The 25,136-nt window shown below is 66.4% G+C and carries 25 protein-coding genes and 2 riboswitches; of the genes, 6 read left to right on the top strand and 19 right to left on the bottom strand.

What is annotated here, in order from left to right; translation table 11 throughout:
• Both FHW94_RS06650 and FHW94_RS06645 read right to left on the bottom strand, forming a co-directional pair.
• Positions 1-2,106: an alpha-galactosidase gene (locus FHW94_RS06650; protein ID WP_349237451.1), complete on the bottom strand. Its 2,106-nt coding sequence runs from the start codon at positions 2,104-2,106 to the stop codon at positions 1-3.
• The gene (locus FHW94_RS06645) at positions 2,103-3,425 is read right to left on the bottom strand and encodes an MFS transporter (protein WP_168555519.1); all 1,323 of its coding nucleotides are present in this window, start codon (positions 3,423-3,425) and stop codon (positions 2,103-2,105) included. The genes FHW94_RS06650 and FHW94_RS06645 overlap by 4 nt, the downstream gene beginning before the upstream one ends.
• Before the next feature lie 315 nt (positions 3,426-3,740).
• Between FHW94_RS06645 and FHW94_RS06640 the strand changes: the two genes are divergently transcribed.
• On the top strand, positions 3,741-4,571 hold the full coding sequence (locus tag FHW94_RS06640; RefSeq protein WP_246865906.1) for a response regulator transcription factor: 831 nt from the start codon (positions 3,741-3,743) through the stop codon (positions 4,569-4,571).
• 23 nt (positions 4,572-4,594) lie between these two features.
• Here FHW94_RS06640 and FHW94_RS23185 read toward each other — a convergent pair whose 3' ends face one another.
• The gene (locus tag FHW94_RS23185) at positions 4,595-4,909 is read right to left on the bottom strand and encodes an HNH endonuclease (protein WP_168555517.1); all 315 of its coding nucleotides are present in this window, start codon (positions 4,907-4,909) and stop codon (positions 4,595-4,597) included.
• 102 nt (positions 4,910-5,011) lie between these two features.
• Between FHW94_RS23185 and FHW94_RS06630 the strand changes: the two genes are divergently transcribed.
• Positions 5,012-6,631: a DUF2339 domain-containing protein gene (locus FHW94_RS06630; RefSeq protein WP_168554891.1), complete on the top strand. Its 1,620-nt coding sequence runs from the start codon at positions 5,012-5,014 to the stop codon at positions 6,629-6,631.
• A gap of 157 nt (positions 6,632-6,788) precedes the next feature.
• Entirely contained in the window at positions 6,789-8,288 is a 1,500-nt protein-coding gene (locus tag FHW94_RS06625; RefSeq protein WP_168554890.1) for a CpaF family protein, read from the top strand.
• Between the two features lie 3 nt (positions 8,289-8,291).
• Here the strand turns inward: FHW94_RS06625 and FHW94_RS06620 are convergent, their stop codons facing one another.
• Positions 8,292-8,546: a hypothetical protein gene (locus FHW94_RS06620; RefSeq protein ID WP_168554889.1), complete on the bottom strand. Its 255-nt coding sequence runs from the start codon at positions 8,544-8,546 to the stop codon at positions 8,292-8,294.
• A 106-nt stretch (positions 8,547-8,652) separates the two neighbouring features.
• Here FHW94_RS06620 and FHW94_RS06615 point away from each other — a divergent pair, with 106 nt between their 5' ends.
• Both FHW94_RS06615 and FHW94_RS06610 read left to right on the top strand, forming a co-directional pair.
• A complete protein-coding gene (locus FHW94_RS06615; RefSeq protein WP_168554888.1) occupies positions 8,653-9,579 on the top strand; it encodes a DMT family transporter in 927 nt (308 codons plus the stop codon).
• A 92-nt stretch (positions 9,580-9,671) separates the two neighbouring features.
• Positions 9,672-9,809: an entericidin A/B family lipoprotein gene (locus FHW94_RS06610; RefSeq protein WP_168554887.1), complete on the top strand. Its 138-nt coding sequence runs from the start codon at positions 9,672-9,674 to the stop codon at positions 9,807-9,809.
• A 79-nt stretch (positions 9,810-9,888) separates the two neighbouring features.
• On the opposite strand, the gene gcvPB is transcribed toward FHW94_RS06610, so the two are convergent.
• The 13 genes from gcvPB to FHW94_RS06545 form a co-directional block, all read right to left on the bottom strand.
• On the bottom strand, positions 9,889-11,451 hold the full coding sequence (gene gcvPB, locus FHW94_RS06605; RefSeq protein ID WP_168554886.1) for an aminomethyl-transferring glycine dehydrogenase subunit GcvPB: 1,563 nt from the start codon (positions 11,449-11,451) through the stop codon (positions 9,889-9,891).
• Positions 11,448-12,806, bottom strand: a complete 1,359-nt coding sequence (gene gcvPA / locus FHW94_RS06600) for an aminomethyl-transferring glycine dehydrogenase subunit GcvPA (protein ID WP_168554885.1) — start codon at positions 12,804-12,806, stop codon at positions 11,448-11,450. Before gcvPA ends, gcvPB begins: the two co-directional genes overlap by 4 nt.
• A 4-nt stretch (positions 12,807-12,810) precedes the next feature.
• Positions 12,811-13,182, bottom strand: coding sequence for a glycine cleavage system protein GcvH (gene gcvH / locus FHW94_RS06595; RefSeq protein WP_168554884.1), 372 nt, complete (start codon positions 13,180-13,182; stop codon positions 12,811-12,813).
• Positions 13,182-14,327, bottom strand: coding sequence for a glycine cleavage system aminomethyltransferase GcvT (gene gcvT / locus FHW94_RS06590; protein ID WP_168554883.1), 1,146 nt, complete (start codon positions 14,325-14,327; stop codon positions 13,182-13,184). Before gcvT ends, gcvH begins: the two co-directional genes overlap by 1 nt.
• 32 nt (positions 14,328-14,359) lie before the next feature.
• Positions 14,360-14,484, bottom strand: a riboswitch (glycine riboswitch).
• 1 nt (position 14,485) lies between these two features.
• Positions 14,486-14,593: riboswitch (glycine riboswitch) on the bottom strand.
• Positions 14,594-14,631: 38 nt separating this feature from the next.
• Positions 14,632-15,324, bottom strand: coding sequence for an NAD(P)H-binding protein (locus tag FHW94_RS06585; protein WP_168554882.1), 693 nt, complete (start codon positions 15,322-15,324; stop codon positions 14,632-14,634).
• Positions 15,317-16,480 carry a deoxyguanosinetriphosphate triphosphohydrolase gene (locus FHW94_RS06580; RefSeq protein ID WP_168554881.1) on the bottom strand — a complete coding sequence of 388 codons (1,164 nt, stop codon included), beginning with the start codon at positions 16,478-16,480 and terminating at the stop codon, positions 15,317-15,319. Before FHW94_RS06580 ends, FHW94_RS06585 begins: the two co-directional genes overlap by 8 nt.
• A 5-nt stretch (positions 16,481-16,485) precedes the next feature.
• Positions 16,486-17,181, bottom strand: coding sequence for an amino acid racemase (locus tag FHW94_RS06575; protein ID WP_168554880.1), 696 nt, complete (start codon positions 17,179-17,181; stop codon positions 16,486-16,488).
• 120 nt (positions 17,182-17,301) lie between these two features.
• The gene (locus FHW94_RS06570) at positions 17,302-17,637 is read right to left on the bottom strand and encodes a hypothetical protein (RefSeq protein WP_168554879.1); all 336 of its coding nucleotides are present in this window, start codon (positions 17,635-17,637) and stop codon (positions 17,302-17,304) included.
• A gap of 38 nt (positions 17,638-17,675) precedes the next feature.
• Entirely contained in the window at positions 17,676-19,088 is a 1,413-nt protein-coding gene (locus tag FHW94_RS06565; protein ID WP_168554878.1) for an NAD(P)(+) transhydrogenase (Re/Si-specific) subunit beta, read from the bottom strand.
• The gene (locus FHW94_RS06560; protein WP_110761118.1) at positions 19,088-19,372 is read right to left on the bottom strand and encodes a proton-translocating transhydrogenase family protein; all 285 of its coding nucleotides are present in this window, start codon (positions 19,370-19,372) and stop codon (positions 19,088-19,090) included. Before FHW94_RS06560 ends, FHW94_RS06565 begins: the two co-directional genes overlap by 1 nt.
• Positions 19,372-19,746 (bottom strand): endonuclease domain-containing protein, encoded by a 375-nt coding sequence (locus FHW94_RS23180; protein ID WP_349237481.1) that lies wholly within the window; start codon positions 19,744-19,746, stop codon positions 19,372-19,374. Before FHW94_RS23180 ends, FHW94_RS06560 begins: the two co-directional genes overlap by 1 nt.
• Positions 19,747-19,829: 83 nt before the next feature.
• The gene (locus FHW94_RS06550; protein WP_168555515.1) at positions 19,830-20,948 is read right to left on the bottom strand and encodes an NAD(P) transhydrogenase subunit alpha; all 1,119 of its coding nucleotides are present in this window, start codon (positions 20,946-20,948) and stop codon (positions 19,830-19,832) included.
• Between the two features lie 15 nt (positions 20,949-20,963).
• Positions 20,964-21,086 (bottom strand): aa3-type cytochrome c oxidase subunit IV, encoded by a 123-nt coding sequence (locus FHW94_RS06545; RefSeq protein WP_210425463.1) that lies wholly within the window; start codon positions 21,084-21,086, stop codon positions 20,964-20,966.
• Between the two features lie 143 nt (positions 21,087-21,229).
• On the opposite strand from FHW94_RS06545, the gene FHW94_RS06540 reads away from it, so the two are divergent.
• Positions 21,230-22,648, top strand: a complete 1,419-nt coding sequence (locus tag FHW94_RS06540; protein WP_168554876.1) for a sigma-54 dependent transcriptional regulator — start codon at positions 21,230-21,232, stop codon at positions 22,646-22,648.
• Positions 22,649-22,679: 31 nt separating this feature from the next.
• Here the strand turns inward: FHW94_RS06540 and folP are convergent, their stop codons facing one another.
• Together folP and FHW94_RS06530 are read right to left on the bottom strand one after the other, a co-directional pair.
• Positions 22,680-23,789: a dihydropteroate synthase gene (folP, locus tag FHW94_RS06535; RefSeq protein ID WP_168554875.1), complete on the bottom strand. Its 1,110-nt coding sequence runs from the start codon at positions 23,787-23,789 to the stop codon at positions 22,680-22,682.
• Between the two features lie 18 nt (positions 23,790-23,807).
• Entirely contained in the window at positions 23,808-24,902 is a 1,095-nt protein-coding gene (locus FHW94_RS06530; RefSeq protein WP_168555514.1) for a site-specific DNA-methyltransferase, read from the bottom strand.
• Positions 24,903-25,136: the final 234 nt, after the last annotated feature.

The following is a 25,136-nucleotide window of genomic DNA, read 5'->3' as shown; positions in this document are numbered from 1 at the left end:
TCACGTGGCCTCGATGGCAAAGATCGCCACGGTCTGGGCATTCATCGGCGGCAGCGGCAGGCCGGCATGGGCCAGCCAACTGCCGGTCATCGCCACCCGGGCATCATGCATCGCCCGGTGCAGCGCCGTGGTGGGGGCAGCGTGCCCGCCGGTGCCGCCGGCCAGGCGCAGCAGCCGCACGTTCAGCACGCCCTGCCCGGCCAGATGGGGCAGGCGCAGCGGCTGGGGCCGGCGGTCTTGGGCTGGCGCACGGCGGATCACGAACAGCAATTGTCGGTCCAGCGTCCCTTGCGCCTGCCAAACCAGGCCATCGTTGCCCTCGCCCAACCAGACCTGGCCGCCATGCAGCAGATCGCGCCATTCACGGTGAAACGCGATCCAGCCGGCAAGGTCATCGCGCTCGGCAGGCGCGAGCGTGCGCGGATCCATTTCCACGCCAAAGTGCCCCGGCAGGGCCACGGCCGCGCGGAACGCCAGCGCCTGGGCCCGCCCGGTGGCATGGGCCGGGCTGGCGCCGACGTGGCTGCCCATCATTTCCGGTGGCAGGAACGCCAGGAAGCCGCGCTGGATAGCGACACGGCTGACCGCGTCGATATTATCGCTCGTCCAATAGCGATGCACGAACGGCGCCATGCCGGCATCGCTGCGTCCGCCGCCACCCGCACAAGCCTCGATCTCCACTTTGGGATGGGCGGCGCGTAGCCGGGCCAGCAGGTCGTAGAGCCCACGCACCTGGGCGGCTCCACCGGCAGGGGCTAGGTCGCGGTTGTGGTCCCATTTCAGATAGCCGATCGGCACCTCGCGCAGCAGTCGATCGAGGCAGCCGAACAGGTAATCGCGCACCGCGCCCAGGGACAGGTCGAGCACGAGCTGGTTGCGCGCCGTGGGCCGCGCGCGCTCTGGCAGCGCCAGCGCCCAATCGGGATGCGCACGATACAGCGCGCTGTCGGGATTGACCATTTCCGGCTCAACCCACAGGCCGAATTCCATGCCCATGGCCGTGATCTGGTTGGCGAGCGGCGCCAGGCCTTGTGGGTACTTGGCCGGGTCTGGCGTCCAGTCGCCCAGGCCAGCGGTATCGTCTCCGCGCCCCACGAACCAGCCATCATCCAGCACGAAACGTTCGATCCCGATCTGCGCGGCGGCTTGCGCCAGCGCCAGGATGCGCGCCTCGTCGTGATCGAAATAACAGGCTTCCCACGAATTGAGATGCACCTTGCGCGGCGCCATGGCGCCACCCGGCCAGCGCACCATGGCGCGCACGGCGGCGTGAAACACCGCCGTTGCGCCGTTGCGCCCCTCGTCAGAATAGACGGCCAGCGCCTCGGGCGCTGACCAGCTCTCGCCAGGGTGCAGCACCACTTCGCCCGGCGCGAGCCTTGCCCCGGCGAGAGCCACGAAAAAGCCTTCGTCGTCGCGCTCCACGCGGATCACGCTGTCGCCCGACCAGCACAGTTGCAGGCCATGAACCGCGCCCGTGGCGTGGCCGGCGCCCTCCCCCAGCACGAACAGGCCCGGCGGCCCGCCGTGGCCGGCAATCCCGCGCCGCCCTTCACGCACCCACGCCTGCGCCGGCATCGGCTCTACCTGCTCGACGAGTTCGGCATTGTGGCGCCCGCGCCAGGATACCAGCCGCGTCGCATCGGCCGGCAGCGGCAGCACCGCGCTTGCCAGCCAATCGAGCGTGACGGGCGCGGGGCCGGTGTTGGTCAGCGTGGCGGCCAGGCGAAATCCGCCCCGGCCATCGCCCATGACCGTCTGCACCAGCCGCACGCCGCGCGCCGCATCTTCCAGGCGGATCATCGCGCCGTCGCTGGTGCGCGCCCAATCGCAATCGGTCCAGGCCACGGCGATGCCCCTGCCCGCGCCATCGCGCAGGCTGAGCGCGGCAGGGCCGAACCAGCCCAATCCATTCAGCGGTGCGGTATCGAGCGGAACGTCCTCATCCAGCGAGAACGAGGCTGGCCCGCGCATGTCGGCCAGCGAAGGAAGCCCGGCCGGATCGGCGAACGCGCCCCAGTGGCGCCACGCAGGTGCGCGGCCGGCGCGCGGCTCCAGCACGATGGCCGCCGCGCCGCTGGTCAGGTTGAGCAAGAGCGGGCTCACGCGGCTGCCTCTGCCAGGCGCAGCGCCTGCGGGCGCCCTTCGCGCACCCACAGCACCGAAAACGCCGCCGCGATCAGCAAGGCACCGCACAGTGAAAGCATATTGCCCGGATCGCTGCCCAGGACATGGGCATAGACGCCCATGCCCAGCTTGACGAAGCCCAGGTCAAGCTCGCTCATCACCACGGCGAACAGCAACATGGGGATGACGATCATCATGTTGAAAATGCCCATGTAAACCCCGGTGCGCGCCGGCGGGATGGAGTTGGTCAGGATGGCATAGGGATTGCCCATGATGCTGCCCCAGGCCAGGCCCACGCCCACGGCCGGCACGAACAGCAGCGCCTTGTCGGTCACGTGCGGCAGGGCCAGCATGCCAAGGCCGCCGGCCATCAGGCACAACGCGTGCAGCGGCCCGGGCCCGATGCGGCGCACCAGCGGCACCATGGCAAAGGCGGTGACGAACGAAATGCCGTTATAGAACGCAGCCATCTCGCCATTGGTCAGAACGGCGCTGTGAAACGCCGAACTGTGGGCGTCGGCAGTGTGATAGACCGTGCGCGCGATGGAATAGGTGACGTAGAGCCAATAGCCCGACATGGCCGACCACTGGAACAGGCTCATCAGCCCGAGCTTGCGCATGGCTACCGGCATGGTGGCGATGGCGTCGGCAATTTCGGCCAGGGCCGCGCCAAACCCCTTGGGCGCGGCTTCGATCTGCGCGCGCTCTTGCACGGTCAAGGGCAGTTCCGGCACGCGCCACACCGACCACAGGATAGTGACCAGCGAGAGCACCGCGCCCAGCGTGAAGACCACGCGCACCGTATAGGGAATGCCATGGGCATCGACCCAGTCCTGGTTCATGCCCAGCCCCACCAGGATCGAGGGCGTCAGGAACGCGAGCATTTGGGCAAGACCGGTAAAGGCGCTTTGCGACAGGAAGCCGGTCTGCCGCTGCTTGGGATTGAGCCGGTCGGAGACATAGGCCCGATAGGGCTCCATCGTGATATTGTTGCCCGCGTCAAGCAGCCACAACAGCGACGCCGCCATCAGCACCGATGATGACAGGGGCATCAGGAACAGGCCCAGCGCGCACAGCACCGCGCCGATCAGGAAATAGGGCGTGCGCCGGCCCCAGCGGCTGGCGGTGCGATCCGACAGTGCGCCGATCAGCGGCTGCACCAGCAGGCCGGTGATCGGCCCGGCCAGGCCCAGCAACGGCAATTGCGCCTCGTTCGCGCCCAGATAGCTGTAGATCGGCCCCATGTTGCCTTGCTGCAGGCCAAAGCTGAACTGCAAGCCCAGGAAACCCAGGTTCATTTCCAGAATCCGCGCCAACGACAGATGCGGCCGCACCGGGCCCGCGATGCCGGCTCCGGCGCTGCTGGGCCCTGTTTCGGCCGGATTGTGGGCAATTTCCATGACGCTCTCCCAAGGGGCTTCACCGGCCCTTCGCAAGCACCATGGCACAGAGTTCTTTGCCTTACAACAATCGATTGCATTCATCCACCATACATCTTCGGCAGGAAAGCAGCGCGAACCGCAAGAATAAGAAATTTCCCGCGAAGGGTTTTCCCGACCCCCTCGTTAAGCGGGTGTCCCTCATCCCTCCCTCCCACTGATGGACCCTGACGAATGCCCCTTGCTCACTCCGAATTCCGCCCAAACCCCAACCCCAACCACGCCGGCCTGCGCTTTGCCCGCAACGAGGGGGCCATGCCCGCTTCGGCTGCGGCCAACGGCTATGAGCCGGCAACCCGCCGCACGCACGACGCGCGCATAGCCCTGCTCGACGAAGACCAGCAGACCCGCGACATGCTGCGCGAATACCTGGAAGGCCAGGGCATGCATGTGATCTCCGTCGCCAACGGCACCGAACTGCGCCATCTGGTGGCGCAAGAACCGATCGACGCGGTGATCCTCGATGTCATGGCGCGTGGCGAAGATTCGCTCGGCCTGCTGCGTGAAATGGCCGAACAGCCCGGCACGCCCCCGGTCATGCTGCTGTCTGCCGTGGCAAGCGACATCGATCGCATCGTCGGTCTCGAACTGGGTGCCGATGACTACCTGGCCAAGCCGTTCAACCCGCGCGAGTTGCTGGCCCGCCTGCGCGTGGTGCTGCGCCGTGGCCATGCCGCCAACGCGCGCGCGGCCGCCACGCCGGTGCTCACCTTTGCCGGTTGGGTGCTCGATCCCACGTTCTACGTGGTGCGCGATGCGGCCGGCCGCGACGTTGACCTGACCAGCGGCGAATTCAAGCTGCTTCACGCCCTCGCCACCAACGCGGGCCAGGTCGTCAGCCGCGAAGCGCTGCTGCGCCTGGTTCATGGCGACGAAGCCGAAGCGTTCGATCGCGCGATCGACGTGGCGGTTTCGCGCCTGCGCGCCAAGCTGGTGCGTCACGGCGGCGGCGCCTTGATCCGCACCGTGCGCGGCGAAGGCTATCTTTTCGCGGCACGCATCTGAACTCCCCGCACCCGGCGCCTCCCTCAGCGCCGCGGTGCGGTTCGCGCGTGGAAATCGGGCGGCTTGTTCGCGATCCACGCAAGAAACCGGGAAAGGGCTGCATCCTGCGACAATGCAGCCCGGTCCCAGCCAAGCCTTGCCAGTTGCGCATTGTCGAAACAGGCGTGAACCGTGCGATGGCAGATCGGATGCAAGGGCACGACCTCGCGCCCGCCCCGGCTTTTTGGCACGGGATGATGCCATTCCACCTTGCGGCCCAGCGGCCGCTGGCACAGCCAGCACGCTCCATCGGCCGATAGCGGGCTGCCGTTTTCCGGGCCTTCCGCATCGGGCCGAATGCGTTGCTTGCGCCCGCGCGGGTCACTGCGCATTAACCATTCCTTGAACCAAGCCGCCCTAGGTCTCGGCCTCGATCAACAGCCGGGGCAGTGCATTCCACGATGCCAGCAGCAACCATCAGCGACAAGAGGCGCCAGGGCTGCGACGCGTCGCGCCGCTTTGCGCTGCGCCGCTGGATGCGCAGGCATCTGCCGGGCGTTGGCCCCCGCCTATTGGCTACCGACCGCCGGTTGCGCGCAGCGGTGGCGCGGATCGATCAAGTGGGCGGGCGTTGGCTGGCGCGCGACGCAGCCTGGGCGGTGGCAGTGGCCGCCGTGCTCTGCCTGCAGATCGTGCTGATCGCCACCCATCGCCCCTGGCTGGATGAAGCCCAGGCCCTGCAAATCGCCGCGCAATCGGCCGATTGGAGCGACCTGCTGGCGACCTTGCGCTATGAAGGGCATCCCGCGCTGTGGTATGCGCTGCTCCGTGCTCTTGCGGCGGTGCTGCCCGATCCGCGCTGGGTGCTGCCGCTGGCAGCGGGGCTTCTCGCCCTGCCGGCGCAACTGGCTATCCTTGCCCGCGCCCCGTTTGCTCGAACGCTGCGCCTTGCGCTCGCAATCAGCCCGTTTTTCCTGTTCGAATTCTTTACCTTGTCGCGCAGCCTGACATTGGGCGTGGCATGCGCGCTGCTGGCCATGGCGCTGTGGCAGCGCGGACAGTGGGCCTGGCCGTTCCTCGTGCTGTTGCCACAATGCGATTTCCTGTTCGGCGTCATTGGCCTCGTTCTGGTCGGGCTGCGCTGGCAGGATCGCCGCTGGTCGTGGCCCTGGTCGATCGTGTTTGCGGCATCGGGCATGTTGGCCGCCTGGACCGTACGGCCCGCGCCCGGTATGGTGCCGGCAGCGCCCCTGCTCGGCCCCTTGACGGGCTTTGCCACCTGGCTGGCCAACATCGGCACTTTGGCGCTGCCGCTGCAATGGCGTGACGGTGGCTTGCACTGGAACAGCCCTCCACCGCCCGTGCTGGGGGCGCTGGCGCTATGCGTGTTTGCTTTCATCATCACGATGGAACTGCGCCGCCGGCCGCAGGACGCCTGGATCATGGCCGGCTTCATGCTGCTCACCATGGCCTTTGGCGTCATGGTCTATGTCTTGTCGCCGCGCCACCTGATGCTTGGCGTGCTGCTGCTGGTCTTGCTGCTATGGCATCGGCGGCAGCGCGGCGGCCCTGCACCCGCCTATGGCCTGCGCGCCTGGGCCTATGCGGCAGGGGCTTGCGGCCTGGTCTGGGCCGCAGCCGCGCTGGCCGTGCCGTTCGATCGCTCTGCCGAAGCCGGCGCGCTCATTCGCAGCCATGGCCTCGCCCAGGTTCGCTGGTTCTCCTACCCCGACGGCAACGGGCAGCGCATCCACATGCAGACCGGCATCGTGTTCGAACGGCTTGGCCGTCCCTGCGGGCAGCAATGGGTGCGCTGGGACAATCCGGTCAACCGAACCCCCGTGCGCGATGCCGCCTTTTCACGGCTGCTCCGCGAAGCGGTTGCCACCAACGGACATTTCTATCTGCTGTCGGAAATGAAGATCGCCGATCACCCGCCCTTGATCCGCCACCTGGGAATGGTGCCCGGCGGCCTGGGCGTATCCGACTTTCACTTTTACGAAATCGGCAGCGACGCGCCCGAAGGCCGGGCGCGTGCGCCCTGGTGTGGCCCAGTGCTGCGCCCGATCGGCCGGTTCTGATGGCGGGCCCAGCCTCGCCGGAGTCGTGCCGGCGTCACCCGATCACCGCTATTTTAGGAAATCCTGAAGGTTTCCCCCGTATTCACTACGTCTACCAAGCCGTTCCTGACCATTGTCAGGCTACGGCGCCATGGAACGAGTTGACAGGAAAAGACGCATGAGCGCTTTTGGCCGGAAGACAGGTTTGGGTGGGACCGCCGCCGCGCGCCCTTCGTTCGGCGTTGCGCGACCGATGAAGGCCGGTGACACGGCGGCTCCGGTGCCGATGGGCATTCCCGAACCCAGCCCGCTGCCCGGTGCGAACGACGACATGGGCGGCAAGCACGCCGACGCCATGAGCCGCCTGGCCGAACGCATCAACGGCGTGGTCGACAACACCTACCAGGCCGAAGGCTTCGAAGCCTCGGTCCACAAGATCAAGGAACAGGTGCTGCCGCGCCTGCTCGAACGTGTCGATCCCGAAGCGGCCGCCACGCTGACCAAGGATGAACTGTCGGAGGAATTCCGCCCGATCATCATGGAAGTGCTGGCGGAACTGAAAGTCACGCTCAACCGGCGCGAACAGTTCGCGCTCGAAAAGGTGCTGATCGACGAACTGCTCGGCTTCGGCCCGCTGGAAGAGCTGCTCAACGATCCCGACGTGTCGGACATCATGGTCAACGGGCCGGAACAGACCTACATCGAAAAGAAGGGCAAGCTGCAACTCGCCCCGATCCGCTTCCGCGATGAAAGCCACCTGTTCCAGATCGCGCAGCGCATCGTCAACCAGGTGGGCCGCCGCGTGGACCAGACGACGCCGCTGGCCGACGCCCGCCTGAAGGACGGCAGCCGCGTCAACGTGATCGTGCCCCCGCTCAGCTTGCGCGGCACCGCGATTTCCATTCGTAAGTTCTCCGAAAAGCCGATCACGCTCGATATGCTGCGCGATTTCGGTTCAATGAGCGACAAGATGTGCACCGCGCTGAAAATCGCCGGGGCCTGCCGCATGAACATCGTCATCTCGGGCGGTACCGGGTCGGGGAAAACCACGATGCTCAACGCGCTGTCCAAGATGATCGATCCGGGCGAGCGCGTGCTGACCATCGAAGACGCGGCCGAACTGCGCCTGCAACAGCCGCACTGGCTGCCGCTGGAAACCCGCCCGCCGAACCTGGAAGGCCAGGGCGCGATCACCATCGGCGACCTGGTGAAGAACGCGCTGCGTATGCGCCCTGACCGCATCATCCTGGGCGAAATTCGCGGCGCGGAATGTTTTGACCTGCTGGCCGCGATGAACACCGGCCACGATGGCTCGATGTGTACGCTCCACGCCAACTCTCCGCGCGAATGCCTGGGCCGTATGGAAAACATGATCCTCATGGGGGACATCAAGATCCCCAAGGAAGCAATCAGCCGCCAGATTGCGGAATCGGTCGATCTGATCGTTCAGGTCAAGCGCTTGCGCGACGGTTCGCGCCGCACCACCAACATCACCGAAGTGATCGGGATGGAAGGCGATGTGATCGTGACCCAGGAACTGTTCAAGTTCGAATACCTGGACGAAACCGAAGAGGGCAAGATCATCGGCGAGTTCCGCCCTTCGGGCTTGCGCCCCTATACCCTGGAAAAGGCCCGCCAGTTCGGGTTCGACCAGGCATTCCTGGAGGCCTGCCTCTAAGCGTCAGCCGGACAGGGCGGTGTGCAAGGCACCGCCCACCAGCACGCAGCCAAGGAAAAAGCACAGCACGTAGATCATCGTCCAGGGCATGCAGCCCACGCGATCGAGGTTCTGCCGCTTGGCGCGCCGGCGCTCCGCCATTCCAGCCCAGCATGCAATGGCCAGCAGCGCGCCGCCCACCGTGGCCGTGCCCTGCCACGGGCCCGTCCAAAGCCGCTGCCACAGCCCTTCCCAATCAATCGCAAGCCAACGTTCCATCATGGCTGCGCCATGGCGACCGTCCGGCGCCCGCGCAAGAGGGCCGATGTCTGCGCCTGTGCAATGGGCTTGCATAGAGCGCCGCTGCTCCCTAGGCGCGCGAGCCATGCGCGCGCACGAAAGACCGTTCCTGGCCCTTGGGCTCCGCCTGGCGGCCATGGCGATGCTGTCGCTGATGCTGCTGCTGGTCAAGCTGACGGGCGAGCGGGGCATGCCCTTGCCCGAAACGATGTTCTGGCGCCAGGCCTTCCCGGCACTGATGCTGCTCGGCTGGCTGGGTGCGCGCGGCGAATTGCGGCGGCTGCGCACGGCGCGGCCCTGGGTGCATTTCCGCCGCGCAATGATCGGCACCGCCGGCATGTTCCTTACGCTGGGCGTCGTGCAGATCCTGCCCTTGGCCGAAGCCACCGTCCTGGGCTTCACCGCACCGGTCTTTGCAGTCATTCTTTCTGCGGTCCTGCTCAAGGAAAAAGTCGGGCCCTGGCGCTGGACGGCGGTGGCCATCGGCCTGCTGGGCATCGTGGTGATTGCGGGTCCGGCCGAGGCCGACCTGCCCGTGCTCGGCCTGTGCGTGGGCATTGGCGCGGCGTTCATGGTCGCGCTCGTATCGATCCAGTTGCGCGACCTGGGACGGACCGAGGAGCCCCTGACCATCGTGTTCTATTTTTCAGCGATGAGCGTGCCGGTGCTGGCGCCATTCCTGCTGCACACCGGCGTGCACCACGACGCGCTGGGTTGGCTCATGCTCGTCGGCATCGGCGTCACCGGGCTGGCGGCACAGCTGTTGATGACGGCAGCGCTGCGCTTTGGCCGGGTATCGAGCGTGATTGTCATGGACTATTCGCAGTTTGGCTGGGCCACGCTGTGGGGCTGGATCGTGTTCGATCACCTGCCCCCGCCCACGACCTGGCTGGGCGCGCCGGTCGTGATTGCCGCGGGCCTGATCATCGCCTGGCGCGAGCACGTGCGCCATCGTGCCCGCAACAGCATGGCTCCTGCGCCGCCGGTGCCCCCGGCCCCGTCGATCGCCTGAAAGGGCAAGGAACCGCAAGCAGGCTGGCTCGTTCTGTGCGCGTTCGGAAAGGCTCGATCGGCCTTTCGTCCCACAGGCAAGGGAGCCTTTTTATGATGCGCAAGATCATCATCGCCGCCGCCATGGGCGGCCTGCTGCTGGGCACGGCAGCGTGCAATACCGTCAAGGGCGCCGGCAAGGACGTGCAATCGGTTGGCCAGGCCGGGTCTGACGCGATCAACGGCAAGTAATCGCGCTCTCGACTGAAATGGAAAGGCGCCGCAAGATCAGCATCTTGCGGCGCCTTTTTCACGTCGTTACGTCAGGTCTTCAGGCGCCCTGCGCGCTCCACACCAGGCGCGGCTTGCGTGCGGCGCGGGTTTCGTCGACGCGGCGGCGCGGGGCGAAGTGCGGCGCGGTCTTGAGCGCCGGATCGCCCGCCTTGGCGCGGGCGCCCAGGCTTTCCATCGCGGTGATGAACTGGTCCAGCCCCGCCTTGCTTTCGGTTTCGGTCGGCTCCACCAGCATCGCCCCGTGCACCACCAGCGGGAAATAGACCGTCATCGGGTGGTAGCCCTCGTCGATCAGCCCCTTGGCCAGGTCCAGCGTGGCAAAGCCTTCGGCAAAGTTGTCATCGCTGAACAGCGCTTCGTGCATGCAGGGGCCGGCCGCGCCAAACGGCGCGTGGAGCACATGCTCCAGCCGGCGCAAGACATAGTTGGCGTTGAGCACGGCGTCGCCCGAAGCCTGGGCCAGGCCATCGGCGCCGTGGCTGAGGATATAGGCCAAGGCGCGGCTGAACATGCCCATCTGCCCATGGAACGCGCACATGCGGCCAAAGGCCTCAGGTGCCTCGGCCGCCCCTTCGGCTTCCTCGACCAGGCGCAGCATGCCGTTGCCGCCCGCCACCACGAAGGGCAAAGGCGCAAAAGGCGCCAACGCTTCCGACAAGACCACCGGCCCAGCACCTGGCCCGCCCCCGCCGTGCGGCGTGGAAAAGGTCTTGTGCAGGTTGATGTGCATGGCGTCCACGCCCAGGTCGCCCGGCCGCACCCGGCCGACGATGGCGTTGAAGTTCGCGCCATCGCAATAGACATAACCACCCACGCCATGAACGGCATCGGCAATGGTCTTGAGATCGCGCTCGAACAACCCGCAGGTGTTGGGATTGGTGATCATCACGCCGGCCACATGCGTGCCCAGCTTGGCAATCAAAGCGGCGGTGTCCACCCGGCCATCGTCGCTGGCGGGGATCGATTCCACCTTGAACCCGGCAAAGGCGGCGGTGGCGGGATTGGTGCCATGGGCGCTTTCGGGCACCAGGATCACATCGCGCTTGTCGCCCCGTGCACCCAGCGCGGCACGGATTGCCAGCAAGCCGCACAGCTCGCCATGGGCGCCGGCCTTGGGCGTCATCGCCACGGCGGCCATGCCGGTCAGCTTGACCAGCCAATCGGCCAGTTGGTCGATCACCTTGAGCGCACCCTGCACCGTGCCCACCGGCTGCAACGGGTGCACATCGGCAAAGCCGGGCATGCGCGCCACTTTCTCGTCCAGGCGCGGGTTGTGCTTCATCGTGCAACTGCCCAGCGGGAACAACCCCAGGTCGATCGCATAGTTCTGGCGCGACAGGCGGGTGTAGTGGCGCACCGCTTCCGGCTCGCTCAGGCCCGGCAAGTCCACCGGCGCGGCGCGCAGGGCAAGGGCCGCCAGCGGCGATCCGGGCACCTGGTCGAAATCGACGCCGCAGTGGTCCATGCGGCCCACTTCGAACAAGAGCGGCTCTTCCAGGTGCAGCGCGCGGTTGCCGGTTACGGTTTCGGGCGCATCGAGGGCGGCGGCAACGCGCTCGCCCATTTCGGGCCGCCAGCCCGAGGGATTGAGAACGGTCATGCCAATACCTCCGCAAGCACGGCCGCCAGGGCCGCGATGTCTTCCTCGCTCGTCAACTCGCTGGTCGCCACGATCAGCGCATTGGCCAGGTCTGCCTGGCCCGGCACGAGGCGCGAGAGCGCCACGCCGCCCAGCACCCGGCGCGCGGCCAGGGCATCGACCACTTCGGCCGCCGGGCGCGGCAGCGTGACGGTGAATTCGTTGACGTAGGTATCGTTGACCAGCGCCACGCCCGGCACGGCGGCCAGGGCCTGGGCGGTCTGCACCGCGCGCAAGTGGCTGGCGCGGGCCATGCCGGCCAGCCCTTCCCCACCCAGCAAGCTCAGGTGAATGCTGAACGCCAGGGCGCAAAGCCCTGAATTGGTGCAGATATTGCTCGTCGCCTTCTCGCGCCGGATATGCTGCTCGCGCGTCGACAGCGTCAGCACGAAGGCGCGCTTGCCATCGGCATCCACGGTTTCGCCACAGAGGCGGCCCGGCATCTGCCGCACGAACTTTTCGCGGCAGCCGAACAGGCCCAGGTACGGCCCGCCGAATTGCAGGCCCACGCCCAGCGATTGCCCTTCGCCCACCACGATATCGGCACCCAGCGTGCCGGGGCTTTCGATCAGGCCCAGCGCCACAGGCTCCGTCACCACGGCGATCAGCAGCGCGCCCTTGGCCTGGGCGGCGGCGGCGATGCGGGCGACATCCGGAATGCGGCCGAGCACGTCGGGGTATTGCACCAGCACGCACGAGGTTTCGCCGTCGATGGCGGCGATCAGCGCGTTGTCGTCAGGCGTGGCGGTCAGTTCCGGCTTGGCCGTCACCAGCGTATCGCCGGTGAACCGCGCCATGGTCTGCGCCGTGCCCACGTAATGCGGGTGGAGGCCGCCCGAAAGCACGGCCTTGCTGCGGCGGGTGATGCGGCCCGCCATGGCGATCGCTTCCCAGCACGCGGTGGAGCCATCGTAGAGCGAGGCATTGGCCACGTTGGTGCCGAAGAGGCGCGCCACCTGGGTCTGGAATTCGAACAGCACCTGCAAGGTGCCCTGCGCGATTTCCGGCTGATAGGGAGTGTAGGCAGTGAGGAACTCGCCGCGCTGGATCAGGTGATCGACCGTGGCGGGCACGTGGTGGCGATAGGCCCCTGCCCCCAGGAAGAACGGCACTTGGCCGGCGGTGAGGCTTTCGGCCGAAAGCCGCGCCATGTGCCGTTCCACTGCCATTTCGCTGGCATGGCTGGGCAGGCCGGCAATCGGCCCGGTCAGGCGCGCGTCGGCCGGCACATCGGCAAACAGCGCGTCCACATCGGGAACCCCGATCGTGGCGAGCATCTCGCCACGATCATGGTCGCTCAAGGGAAGATAGCGCATGCGTTCACAGCCCCGCGACATGGGCGGCATAGGCCGCCTCGTCCATCAGCCCGTCGAGTTCGCCGGCGTCGGACAGCGTCATCTTCCACAGCCAGCCTTCGCCTTCGGGGGCGGAGTTGACCAGTTCGGGCGCCTCTTCCAGCGCCGGGTTCACTTCGGTGACCGCGCCCGAAACCGGTGCATAGACGTCCGACGCGGCCTTGACCGAGTCGACCACCGAGGCGCTGTCACCCTTGGCCAGAGCAGCGCCCACGGCGGGCAGTTCCACGAACGTGATGTCGCCCAACTGGCTTTGCGCATAGTCCGTGATGCCAACGGTGGCGGTGTCGCCCTCAACCGCAAGCCATTCGTGGTCGGCAGTGAAATAGCGGGTCATCAGGCGGCTCCTTTGCGCACGTAACGGTGGGGGATGAAGGGAAGCGGGGTAACGGTGGCGGCAAGGCTCTTGCCGCGCACCGAAAGAGTCAGCGCGGTACCGGGCACGGCCAGCGCGGTTTCCACGAAAGCCATGGCGATCGGGCGTTCCAGGCTGGGAGCAAAACCGCCCGAGGTGACGGTGCCCACCGTGCGGCCATCGGCCAGGACTTCGGCGCCTTCGCGCGCGGCCATGCGGCCTTCGATCAGCAGGCCCACGCGGCGGCGCGCCGGGCCCTGGGCAAAAGCCTGTGCCAGCTGCGCGGCGCCGGGATAGCCGGCATCGGCCACGCGGCGGCGGGCGGGAATGGCAAAGCCGAGGTCAGCCTCGACCGGGTCGATATCAAGCGAAAGATCATGGCCATAGAGCGGCAGGCCCGCTTCCAGGCGCAGCGAATCCCGCGCGCCTAGGCCAATCGGCCTGACTTGCGGCTGCGCCAGCAGGGCATCGGCCAAGGCTTCGACATGCGATGCCGGGACCGAGATTTCGAAACCATCCTCGCCGGTATAGCCCGAGCGGCTGACGCCCAGTTCCACCCCGTTCCACGCGAACGCGGCGGCCTCCATGAAGGCCAGGCTTTCCACCGCCAGGCCAAGCGCGGCCAGCGCCTGGGCCGCGTCCGGCCCCTGCAGCGCCAGCAGCGCGTGGTGCTCCAGATGCTCCAGCGTCACGCCTGCGGGCAGGCGCGTTGCGATATGCGCGATGTCGGCATGCTTGGTCGCGCCGTTGACCACCACATAGAAGTGATCGCCGCGGTTGGTGACGATCAGATCATCGAGGATACCGCCATCGTCGCCCATGAGCAGCGAATAGCGCTGCTTGCCCGGCTTGAGCGTGGCAAAGGCGCCGGGCAACAGGCTTTCCAGCGCTTGCGCCGCATTGGCGCCGCGCAAGACCAATTGGCCCATGTGCGACACATCGAACAGCCCGGCATGGGCGCGGGTCCATAGGTGTTCGGCCAGAATGCCTTCGTATTGCACGGGCATGTGATAGCCGGCGAATTCGACCATGCGGCCGCCGCGTGCACGGTGCCAGGCATCGAGGGGGAGCGCTAGGACAGGCGGCTTTTCGCCCGCAGAACGGGCGAGATCGTATGTGTCACTCACAAGTTTCAACTCCGCACAGAGGTGCACCCAACGGTGCCCCCTCTGTCACGGAAACCTGAGAGCTTTCCCCCACGCCCTCCTGCGGCGCATCATGGGGTTACCCCTTCGGCGGCTCCTCTCCTCTGCGGGAGTGGCAGCACTTTCCAGAGTGTCGCTATAGACCCCGTGCGGTCCTTTGGCCTGAGAGATTCCGGGGCGGTTGCTCCTTCGGCGCCACTACCATTTCACATATGCGAATCGGCAGCGAACTCTCCCGCGCGGGTCAGCGACAGGCCTGCCCTTTCGCGCAAGGCAGCCATGCAAGTCAACCGGTTCCGCCAGGCCTGCCGAGCGCGGCACTGTGGATTTCGCGAAAGTGGTGCACGAAATGCCCGGTCTCTTGGGCTTGCGCCAGGCTTGCAATCGCCCGGCCGACAGTGGCAGCCGGGATCGAGCGATAGCGCGAAACGCTGCCCGCCAGCACCCAATCCAGCCACGGCGCCAACGCCATGCCGAGCCGCTCCGCCGGGCGCGGCGGGCCTTGGCGGCGGCCCAGCAGCAGCCCGGGGCGCAGCACGTCAAGCCGGGCAAAGCCCAGCGCCGCCACGTCACGTTCCACCTCGCCCTTCGTCGCAAGGTAAAAGGCGCGCGCGTCTGGATCGGCGCCCACCGAGGAGACGAGGATGGCATGGGCCACGCCGGCCTGGCGCGCCGCCGCCGCGCAGCGCAGCGTTAGGTCATGGTCGACCGCCCGAAACGCCGCGCGATCACCCCCGACGGCCGCAATCGTCGTGCCAAGCGCCAGCAAGATCACGCCGGGACGCGCTGCCGCGATCGCATCGGGCCATTGCGCCGGCTCGATCACCAGCTGCTCCATCCGCGCTCCCGGCGGCAGGGGTGCTGCGCGGCGGCCCAGGGCAACAAGGCGCAGGGCAGGGCGATCCACCGCCGCTGCTAGTACGCCCTGCCCCACCAGCCCGGTCGCGCCGATCAGCAGGACCCGGACCGGATCAGACATTGCTAAGTCCTTCAGGTACTTGCCCAGTGATCTTCACGTAGTTGTCGATGGCATAGCGATCGGTCATGCCGGCGATGAAATCGGCAATCGCGCGGCTGCGTGCCGGTTCGTCCAATGGTAAGCGGGCATGCCAGGTGGGCGGCATCAGCGCGGCATCGGCGCGATAGGCGGCAAACAGCGTTTCGATCACCGCGCGGGCGCGGTCGGCGGCGGCGACCTGTTCGGGATGCAGGTAGAGCCGGGTATACATGAACTGCTTGAGCGTGCGCTCCTCGCGCCGCACGGCTTCCGAAAAGCCGCAGAGCGCACGGCCAGCCGCGCGCACGGCTGCCACGCTGTCCACGCCACTGCTCGCCAGGCGAGCCTGCGTTTCGCCGATCACGTCGTTGACCATACGGCCAATCTGCCCGCGCACCAATTCGCGCAACAGCCGTTCGCGCGGGGCGCGGGGATGGCGCGCTTCGATCGCATACCACTGCTCGGCCACGAACGGCAGCTCCAGCAGGTCGTCCAGCGTCAGGAAGCGGCCGCGCAGGCCATCGTCGATGTCATGGTTGTCATAGGCAATATCGTCGGAAATCGCCGCAATCTGCGCCTCTATCGAAGCGTGGCTGGCCAGATCGAGCGGGAACACCGCATCGAGTTCGGCCAAGGCCCAGGTGGGCTTTTTCACCGGGCCATTGTGCTTGGCCAGCCCTTCGAGCATTTCCCAGCTCAAGTTCAGGCCATCGTGCTCCACATAGGGGCTTTCCAGCCGCATCAGCACGCGCAAGGTGTTGGCGTTATGATCAAACCCGCCGGCATCGGCGAGCGCGGATTGCAGCGCATCCTCCCCGGCATGGCCGAACGGCGGATGGCCGATATCGTGGGCCAGGCACAACGCCTCGGTCAGGTCTTCGTCGGCCCCCAGCGCGCGGGCAATCACCCGGCCGATCTGCGCCACTTCCAGGCTGTGCGTCAGCCGCACGCGATAGTGGTCACCATCGGGGGCGATGAACACCTGCGTCTTGTGGCGCAGCCGGCGGAACGCGATCGAATGGATAATGCGATCGCGGTCGCGCTGGAATTCGCTGCGTGGCCCGCGCACACCGCCCTGCTCCAGCGCGAATTCCCGCCCGCGCGAAGCGGCCGGATCGCAGGCCCAGGGCGCGCGCATGGCTGTCACCCTTCGTCCAGGATCCAGTTGACGGCCGCCTCGGCATGGATGCGCGTGCCGTCATAGATCGGCAGCACATTGGCGTCGACATCGATCACCATGTCCAGTTCGGTGCAGCCCAGCACCACGCCTTCTGCCCCGGCCTGGCCCATCGTGGTCAGCAGCGTCTTGAACGTGCGCTCGGCCGAGCGCGTGGCGCGGCCCTGCATCAGTTCTTCGTAGATGATGCGGTCGATTTCATCGACATTGTCCATCACCGGCGGCAGCAGCGTGACGCCATGGGCCACCAGCCGCTTGCGGTAAAAACTTTCGACCATGACATTGCGCGAACCGATCAGCGCGGCGGTCTTCACGCCGTTGGCCTGCATCCGCGCGCCCACGGCATCGGCAATGTGGATCACCGGCACGCCCACCGACGCGGCAATCTGGTCATAGACCTTGTGCATCGAATTGGCGCCGATCAGGATCGCCGTGGCCCCAGCCTGCTCCAGGCGCTTGGCGCTCTCTACCAGCACTTGCGCCGCGCGGTTCCATTCCTCAGCCGAGGAAAGCCGTGCCAGCCCTGCAAAATCAAGGCTTTCGATAATCAAGGGCGCACTGGACAGCGTGCTCGTGCGCGCCTGGACCAGCTTGTTGATATGCTCATAATACGTGCGGGTCGAAACCCAGCTCATGCCGCCGATAAGGCCGATCTTGCGCAAAACGTGTCTCTCCTGCCGGCCAGTCCCATTCCGGCCATTCCCGTTCCCCAAGCCTTAGGCAAGGCCCGATCCCAGGTCCAGCGGGCGCAGGCGGCAATCCGCCCCGCCCGCGCGCACGGTTCACCGCTTTTCCGGGGCCAATCCCATCGCGCACAGGGCCGCGGCACTGACCGTCACATCCACCAGTTGCGGATCATCCAGCCGCTTTACCGTCCAGACATAGTCGCTCAGGCTGCGCTTGGGCGCCCGCAAGGCCTCCAGCCGGCGCAACTGGCCGATGGAAAGCCGGTCGGTCATCCGCTCTGCCATGCAGGCCGCGTTGGACGGGGAAACGCCGGCATCGACCAGCGCGCTGCGCACGCGGCCCTCGGCCAGCTTGGATACGCAAGCGGAGGACGACAGGGCCAGCGCGATCAAGACCAGGCGCGTGGGGGCGAAAAGGGCAATGGGCTTCATGCCCGCCTTCTCGCCCCGGCGCACCGGGTCTGTCAACGTCAGTGCTGCAGCGCCTTGACGATGTCTTCGACCATCTTCTTGGCATCGGCCAGGAGCATCATGGTCTGGTCCATGTAGAACACGTCATTGTCGACGCCGGAATAGCCAACCCCGCCCATCGAGCGCTTGACGAAGAAGATCGTCTTGGCCTTGTCCACGTCGAACACCGGCATGCCATAGATCGGGCTGGACTTGTCGGTCTTGGCCGCCGGGTTGACCACGTCGTTGGCGCCGATCACGAAAGCGACATCGGCCTGCGCGAACTCGCTGTTGATGTCTTCCAGCTCGAACACTTCATCATAGGGCACGTTGGCTTCGGCCAAGAGCACGTTCATGTGCCCCGGCATGCGCCCCGCCACCGGGTGGATCGCGTATTTCACGCTGACGCCATTGGCTTTCAGCACATCGCCCATCTCGCGCAGCGCGTGCTGCGCCTGGCTGACGGCCATGCCATAGCCCGGGATGATGATGACGGTTTCGGCTTCCTTCATCAGGAAGGCGGCGTCTTCGGCCGAGCCGCGCTTCCACGGGCGCTGCTCCTTGGCCGCGCCGTCACTGGCCGCTGCCTCGGCGCCAAAGCCGCCGGCGATCACCGACAGGAACGAGCGGTTCATCGCCTTGCACATGATGTAGGACAGGATCGCGCCCGAAGAGCCGACCAGCGCGCCGGTCACGATCATCGCGGTGTTGTGCAGCGTGAAACCCATCGCCGCTGCCGCCCAGCCGGAATAGCTGTTGAGCATCGAGACCACCACCGGCATGTCTGCCCCACCGATGGGGATGATCAGCAGGAAGCCGATGGCAAACGACAGCGCGGTGATCGCGGCGATGACCCAGGCGCTTTGATCCTGCGTGAACCAGGCCACCAGCCCAAGGATGGCGATCAGCGTGCCCAGGTTGAGCACGTGCCGCCCCGGCAGCAGGATCGCCGCGCCGCTCATCTTGCCGGCCAGTTTCAGGAAGGCGATGATCGAACCGGAGAAGGTGATCGCGCCGATGGCAATGCCCAGGCCCATCTCGATGCGGCTCTGCGGCTCGATCAGCCCCTCGGCGTTGAGAATGCCGAATGCCTCGGGATTGGCATAGGCCGCCAGCCCCACCAGCACGGCGGCAAGACCCACCAGCGAGTGGAACGCGGCAACCAGTTGCGGCATCGCCGTCATCTGGATGCGCCGGGCGATCACGAAGCCGATGCCGCCGCCGATGGCGATGGCCACGGCGATTTCCGGCAGGCTGGCGATGGAATGGGTGACCAGCGTCGTCGCCACGGCAATGGTCATGCCGATCATGCCATAGCGGTTGCCCGCCCGGCTCGTACCCGGCGACGAGAGGCCACGCAGCGCCATGATGAACAGCACGCCGGCAACCAGATAGGCCAGGCCCACCCAGGGGGAAGAGGTGACATGTTCCATCACTTCTTCTCCTTCTTCTTGTACATCGCGAGCATGCGCTGGGTGACGGCAAAGCCACCGAAGATATTGACCGAAGCCAAGACCACCGCGCCCAGCCCCAGGAACTTGGCCAAAGGCGACCCCGCCGCCGCCGAAGCGACCAGCGCCCCCACGATGATCACCGAGGAAATCGCGTTGGTCACCGCCATCAACGGCGTGTGCAGCGCCGGCGTGACCGACCAGACCACGTAATACCCGACAAAGCAGGCGAGCACGAAAATGCTCAGGATCGATATGAAGTCCATCAGGTTTCCTCCCCGGAACGGGGAGGGGGACCGTCCGCAGGACGGTGGAGGGGACTGGCCGCGCGCGCGACGATCGCTTCTGCCGTTCCCACGGCATCGGCCAGCACGCGCCTTGCAGAAACCCTCAACACCCTGAACCCGTTCTCGTTCATGAAGCGCCGCCTCGTTTCATCGCGGGCTGCGCAATCCTTGTTGTCATGGGCCATGCCGTCCACCTCGACCACGAGGCGGTGTGACAGGCAGCAGAAATCGGCCACATAGGGCCCGATTGGATGCTGGCGGCGAAACTTCAGGCCATAGGGCCTTTGCCGCAATTGCCGCCACAGCAAACGCTCGGGCACGCTCATGGTGCGGCGCAGTTTTCGGGCGAGTATGACTTCGCGGCGTGGTATTGGCCGCGAGTCCCCTCCACCGCCCTGCGGGCGGTCCCCCTCCCCGTGCCGGGGAGGAAACACACTCACCCCTTCAGCCTTTCGTGCACCACCTGGCCGCCTTGCGTCAGGCGGATGGCATTGCCGATTTCCTCGTCCAGCACCGGGCGGCCCTGGTCCTTGTCCCAGAACGCAGAGAGGAAATTGAACAAGTTGCGCGCAAACAGCGCAGAAGCGTCGGCCGGAAGCAGTGCGGGCGTGTTGGCGTAGCCTACGATCTTTACCCCGTGGCGTTCCACCACTTGGTCGGGCACGCTGCCTTCCACGTTCCCACCTTGCGCCACCGCCAAGTCATAGATCACCGAGCCGGGCCGCATCGTGGCAATCTGCGCATCGGTAATCAGGCGGGGCGCGGCGCGGCCCGGGATCAGCGCGGTGGTGATCACGATGTCCTGCTTGGCGATGTGGCTGGAAACCAGTTCGGCCTGGGCCTTCTGGTATTCCGGACTCATCTCGGTGGCATAACCGCCGGCGCCCTCACCCTCGATGCCTGCCACGTTTTCCACGAAGATCGGCTTGGCGCCGAGCGACTGGATCTGCTCCTTGGTGGCAGAGCGCACGTCGGTGGCCGAAACCTGCGCGCCCAGGCGCCGGGCCGTGGCGATGGCCTGAAGCCCCGCCACGCCCACCCCCATGATGAAGGCCTTGGCCGCACTCACCGTGCCGGCCGCCGTCATCATCATCGGAAAGGCGCGTCCATAGAGGTTGGCCGCCACGAGCACGGCCTTGTACCCGGCAAGGTTCGCCTGGGACGAAAGGATATCCATCGATTGCGCGCGGGTGATGCGCGGCATGAATTCCATCGCCAGCGCTTCCAGCCCCGCCGCCGCATAGGCATCCACCCGCGCACGCTGCCCAAAGGGATCGAGCGAAGCGACGATCCAGGCCCCCGGCGCCGCAGACGCCACCGCGGCTGGATCGGGCCCTTGCACGCCCAGCACGATCTGAGCGCCGGCGGCAGCATCGGAACTGGCGATCTCTGCCCCCGCGGCTGCATAGTCATTGTCGGAAATGCCGGCGCCCTTCCCTGCGCCGCTTTCCACCACCAGTCTTGCCCCCAACGCCGCCAGCTTGCGCACCGTTTCGGGCGTTGCGGCAACGCGGCTCTCTCCCGTCGCGCGTTCGGCAAGAACGGCGATCGTTATATTATGTGACATTCCTTATTGGATGATCAGGATCACGAAGGCGACGATCAACGCGATCACCGGTACGGCCACCTTGATCAGGGAAAGAAAGCCTTCATAGGTTTCGCGTGCGGCCTTCAAGTCGTTGGCAGACGTCATGCTCACTCATCCCTCGTCATTATCTTGTCGGGCACCTTATCCCGCAGCACGGCGTGCCTCAAGGGCGATTGAACGGCCTGATTGTTTAATCAGGTTTTTACCAGAAAAGCCTAAGCCGGGGGTGTTGCAATGACGGGAAAACCATGGCCGACGCCGACGACCGCCTGCTGATGCTGATCGATGATGAGCCTGCCCAATGCCGGCTGATCACGGCGCTCGCCGCGCGCGAGGGCTGGCGCACCATCGTGGCGCGCGATTCCGAAACCGCGATTGCCACGCTCGGCACGCGCCAGGGCATGCAACTGGGCGCGATCATTCTCGATCAATGGGTTCCGGGTGACGACGCCTGCGCCCTGATTGCCGAACTCAAGGCCCGCCGACCGGCCCTGCCGATCCTGATGCTCACGACGAGCGCGTCGCCTCTGCTGGCGGTGGAGGCAATGCGCGCCGGGGCCACCGATTACCTGATCAAGCCGGTGGCGCCCGATCGCCTGCTCCAGGCGCTGCGCAGCGCTACCTTGCGCGAAGCGCCGGTCGCCGAGTTGCAACCGCTCACCGAAAAGATCGGCACGACGCTCGATTTCGATTCGATGATCGGCGCCGCCCCTGCCTTTCGTGCCGCGCTTGCCGTTGCCGCCAAGGCCGCCCGCACCCAGCAGACCGTGCTGATCGAAGGCGAAAGCGGCACCGGCAAGGAAATGCTGGTGCGCGCGATGCATGCCGCCAGCCCGCGCGCCAAGGCGCCCCTGCGCATCGTCAACGCCGGTGGCATTCCCGCCAACCAGATCGAAAGCGTGCTGTTCGGCCACGAAAAGGGCGCGTTTCCCGGCGCGTTCGACCGGCACATCGGCGCCCTGCAGCACGCCGATGGCGGCACCCTGGTGATCGACGAGGTGGACCGCCTGCCCACCCATGTGCAGGAACGCCTGGCTCAGTTCCTGACGCGCGGCGACGTGCAGCCGATCGGCGCGCGCCATTCCTTCCGCATCGACGTACGCCTGTTTGCCTGCAGCAACGCCCCCTTGCGCGATCTCGCCGACGCCGGCCTCTATCACGCGCCGCTGGTCGACGCGCTGACCGTGGTGCACGTGCACCTGCCGGCCCTGCGCGAGCGGGCGGGCGATATTGCCGCCCTTGCCCGCTATTTCCTGGCGCGGATTGGCGAACAGCCGGGACTGCGACCATTGGGCGTCACCGATGGCGCGCTGGCACTGCTCAAGGCCTATGATTGGCCGGGCAACGTCCGGCAGTTGCAGGCAACGCTGTTCCGCGCAGCGGTCTTTTGCGACGCCGAAACCCTGACCGCGCAGGATTTTCCCAACCTTTCGACGATGGTGGGTGAAACGCCGCGTACCGCCGCCCCGATCAGTGATGGTGCCGGGGTGATGCTGTTCACCGCCGATGGCAACTTGCGTCCGCTGGAGGAAATCGAGGCCGACGTCATCCGCCTGGCGATTGGCCACTATCGCGGGCGCATGACCGAAGTGGCACGGCGGCTGGGCATCGGCCGATCCACGCTCTATCGCAAGCTGTCGGAACTGGGCATCGACAACGCGGCTTGAGGGCTTGCGCGGGAAAGGGGCTTGGACAGCCTCACGCCAACTGCGAAAAGTCGGTCAGCGCCGCATCGCGCAACCCGCGCCACACGCGCATGGCTTGCACGGTATCGGCCACGTCGTGCACGCGCACCATGTGGCAACCGGCCTCGAATGCCTTGACCGCCAGCGTGATCGAACCGCCCAGCCGCTGGTGCGCGGGCGCCTCGTTCGAAAGCGCGCCGATCATGCGCTTGCGGCTGGCGGCAAACAGGACGGGCTGGCCCAGTGCATGGAACAACGGCAAGGCGTTGATCAGCGCAAGGTTGTCGGCCAGCGTCTTGCCAAAGCCGATGCCGGGATCGAGCAGGATCTTTTCCGCGGCGATACCCGCAGCCAACGCGGCATCCCGGCGCGCGCGCAGGTCGTCGAACACGTCGAGCACCACGTCCTGGTAATGGCCGTCGGCGTGCAGATCGTCTGCCCCGCCCGGCGCATGCATCAGCACGACCGGTGCGCCGCTGGCAGCGACGATTTCCAGGCTGCGCGGATCGTGGCGCAGGGCGGAGACGTCGTTGACGATATGCGCGCCGGCCGCCAGCGCGGCGGCGATGACGCTCGACCGGCGGCTGTCGATGGAAATGGCCGCGCCGGTGGCGGCGAGCCGCTCGATCACCGGCACCACGCGCTTGACCTCGTCCCCTTCCCACACGGCGGCGGCATTGGGCCGGGTGGATTCCCCACCCACGTCGATCACGGCCGCGCCCGCCGCCAGCATCGCCGCGGCATGGTCCAGGGCGGTTTCCGGCTTATCGAGGAATTGGCCGCCATCGGAAAAACTGTCGGGCGTGACGTTGAGAATGCCCATGACCAAGGGCTGGTCCAGGCGCAGCACGCGCTCCCCGCAGCCGATGGGCGCGTGGCTCTTGCGCAGGTTCACCCACTGCGCGCGGGCTTCTTCGACTAGCGCATCGGGCAGACGCGCAATCGCCTCCGGCATGTCACCGGCGCCAACCACCTGGCGCGAAACGATCCTGCCATCCTTGCGCACCAACAGGGCAAAGCGGCTGGCGCAGGCCAGGCCACCGGCCAGGCGCACGGCGGCTGGATCATCCGCCTGCGGACTTTCAGTGAGCGCGATGGGGCGCAGGTAAACCGTCTCGTTCATCCCGCGCCCCTAGCGAAATCAGTCTTCCACGGCCAGCAGGTAGCGCTGGCGCAGCACGTCGATCGGCTTCATCTCGCCCTTGTCCATGAAGTGCCAGAACGTCCAGCCGTTGCACGAGGCCGCGTTCTGCACCTTGGTGCCCATGCCGTGGATCGAGCCACTGTCTTCACCCACGGCGACGCTGCCATCGGCGCGCACCACGGCTTGCCAGCGGCGCTTTTTGTCGGCCAGCACGGTGCCCGGTGCCAGCCAGCCGCTTTCCACCAGCGAACCGAACGGTACCTTGGGCGCGGCGCGCTTGGACTGCATGGTCTTGAGCGCGCTTTCGTCGAGCGGCAGGGCCAGGTCGATACGCTCCTGCGCCACTTCGATATAGTCGTCCTCGCGCTCGCAGCCGATCCAGTTGCGGCCCAGCCGCTTGGCCACGGCGCCGGTCGTGCCGGTGCCGAAGAACGGATCGAGCACCACGTCACCCTTGTTGGTGGTGGCCAGGATCACACGATAGAGTAGCGATTCCGGCTTTTGCGTGGGGTGCGCCTTGGTGCCGTTGCGCTTGAGGCGTTCCTTGCCCGAGCAGATCGGCAGGACCCAGTCGGACCGCATCTGGAGTTCGTCGTTGAGCGTCTTCATCGCGCGATAGTTGAAGGTGTACTTCGCCTTTTCGCTCTTGGCCGCCCAGATCAGGGTTTCGTGGGCATTGGTGAACCGCGTGCCCTTGAAATTGGGCATCGGGTTGGTCTTGCGCCAGATGATGTCGTTGAGGATCCAGAAGCCCATGTCCTGCAACATCGTGCCGAGGCGGAAGATGTTGTGATAGCTGCCGATCACCCAGATCGAGCCGTTGGGCTTGAGCAGGCGATAGGCTTCGTTCAGCCATTCGCGGGTAAAGCGATCATAGACGGCAAAGCTGTCGAACTTGTCCCAATGGTCCGTCACGGCGTCGACATGGCTGCCATCGGGGCGGGCCAGATCGCCGCCCAGTTGCAGGTTATAAGGGGGATCGGCAAAGATCATGTCGATCGAACCGGTGGGCAAGGACCGCATCAGTTCGATGCAATCGCCCTTGAGAATGCGGTTGACGGGCAGCGCGGGCGCCTGGACCTTGGTGGGCATCTTGGCCCGCAAGGCGCGGGTGCGCGTTTTCACTGCCGTAACCATGATCATTCCTTCCAACTGCTCTGTTGGCCTGGAATCTGAATCATCGGGACTCGCAGGTCAAGGCGCGACTCGCGGATTTGCGCCGAGTCGCGTCGCCAGGAAAGCGGAACGGAACGAGTCCGCAAACCACATCTTGAGTCTGCACCGGCACCCCTGACTCTAGATATGGTGTACGCAACTGTGGAAAAT

The organism is Novosphingobium sp. SG720, assembly GCF_012275365.1.
GTDB classification, from domain to species: Bacteria; Pseudomonadota; Alphaproteobacteria; order Sphingomonadales; family Sphingomonadaceae; genus Novosphingobium; species Novosphingobium rhizosphaerae.
This window is presented reverse-complemented; position numbering and strand designations above follow the sequence as displayed.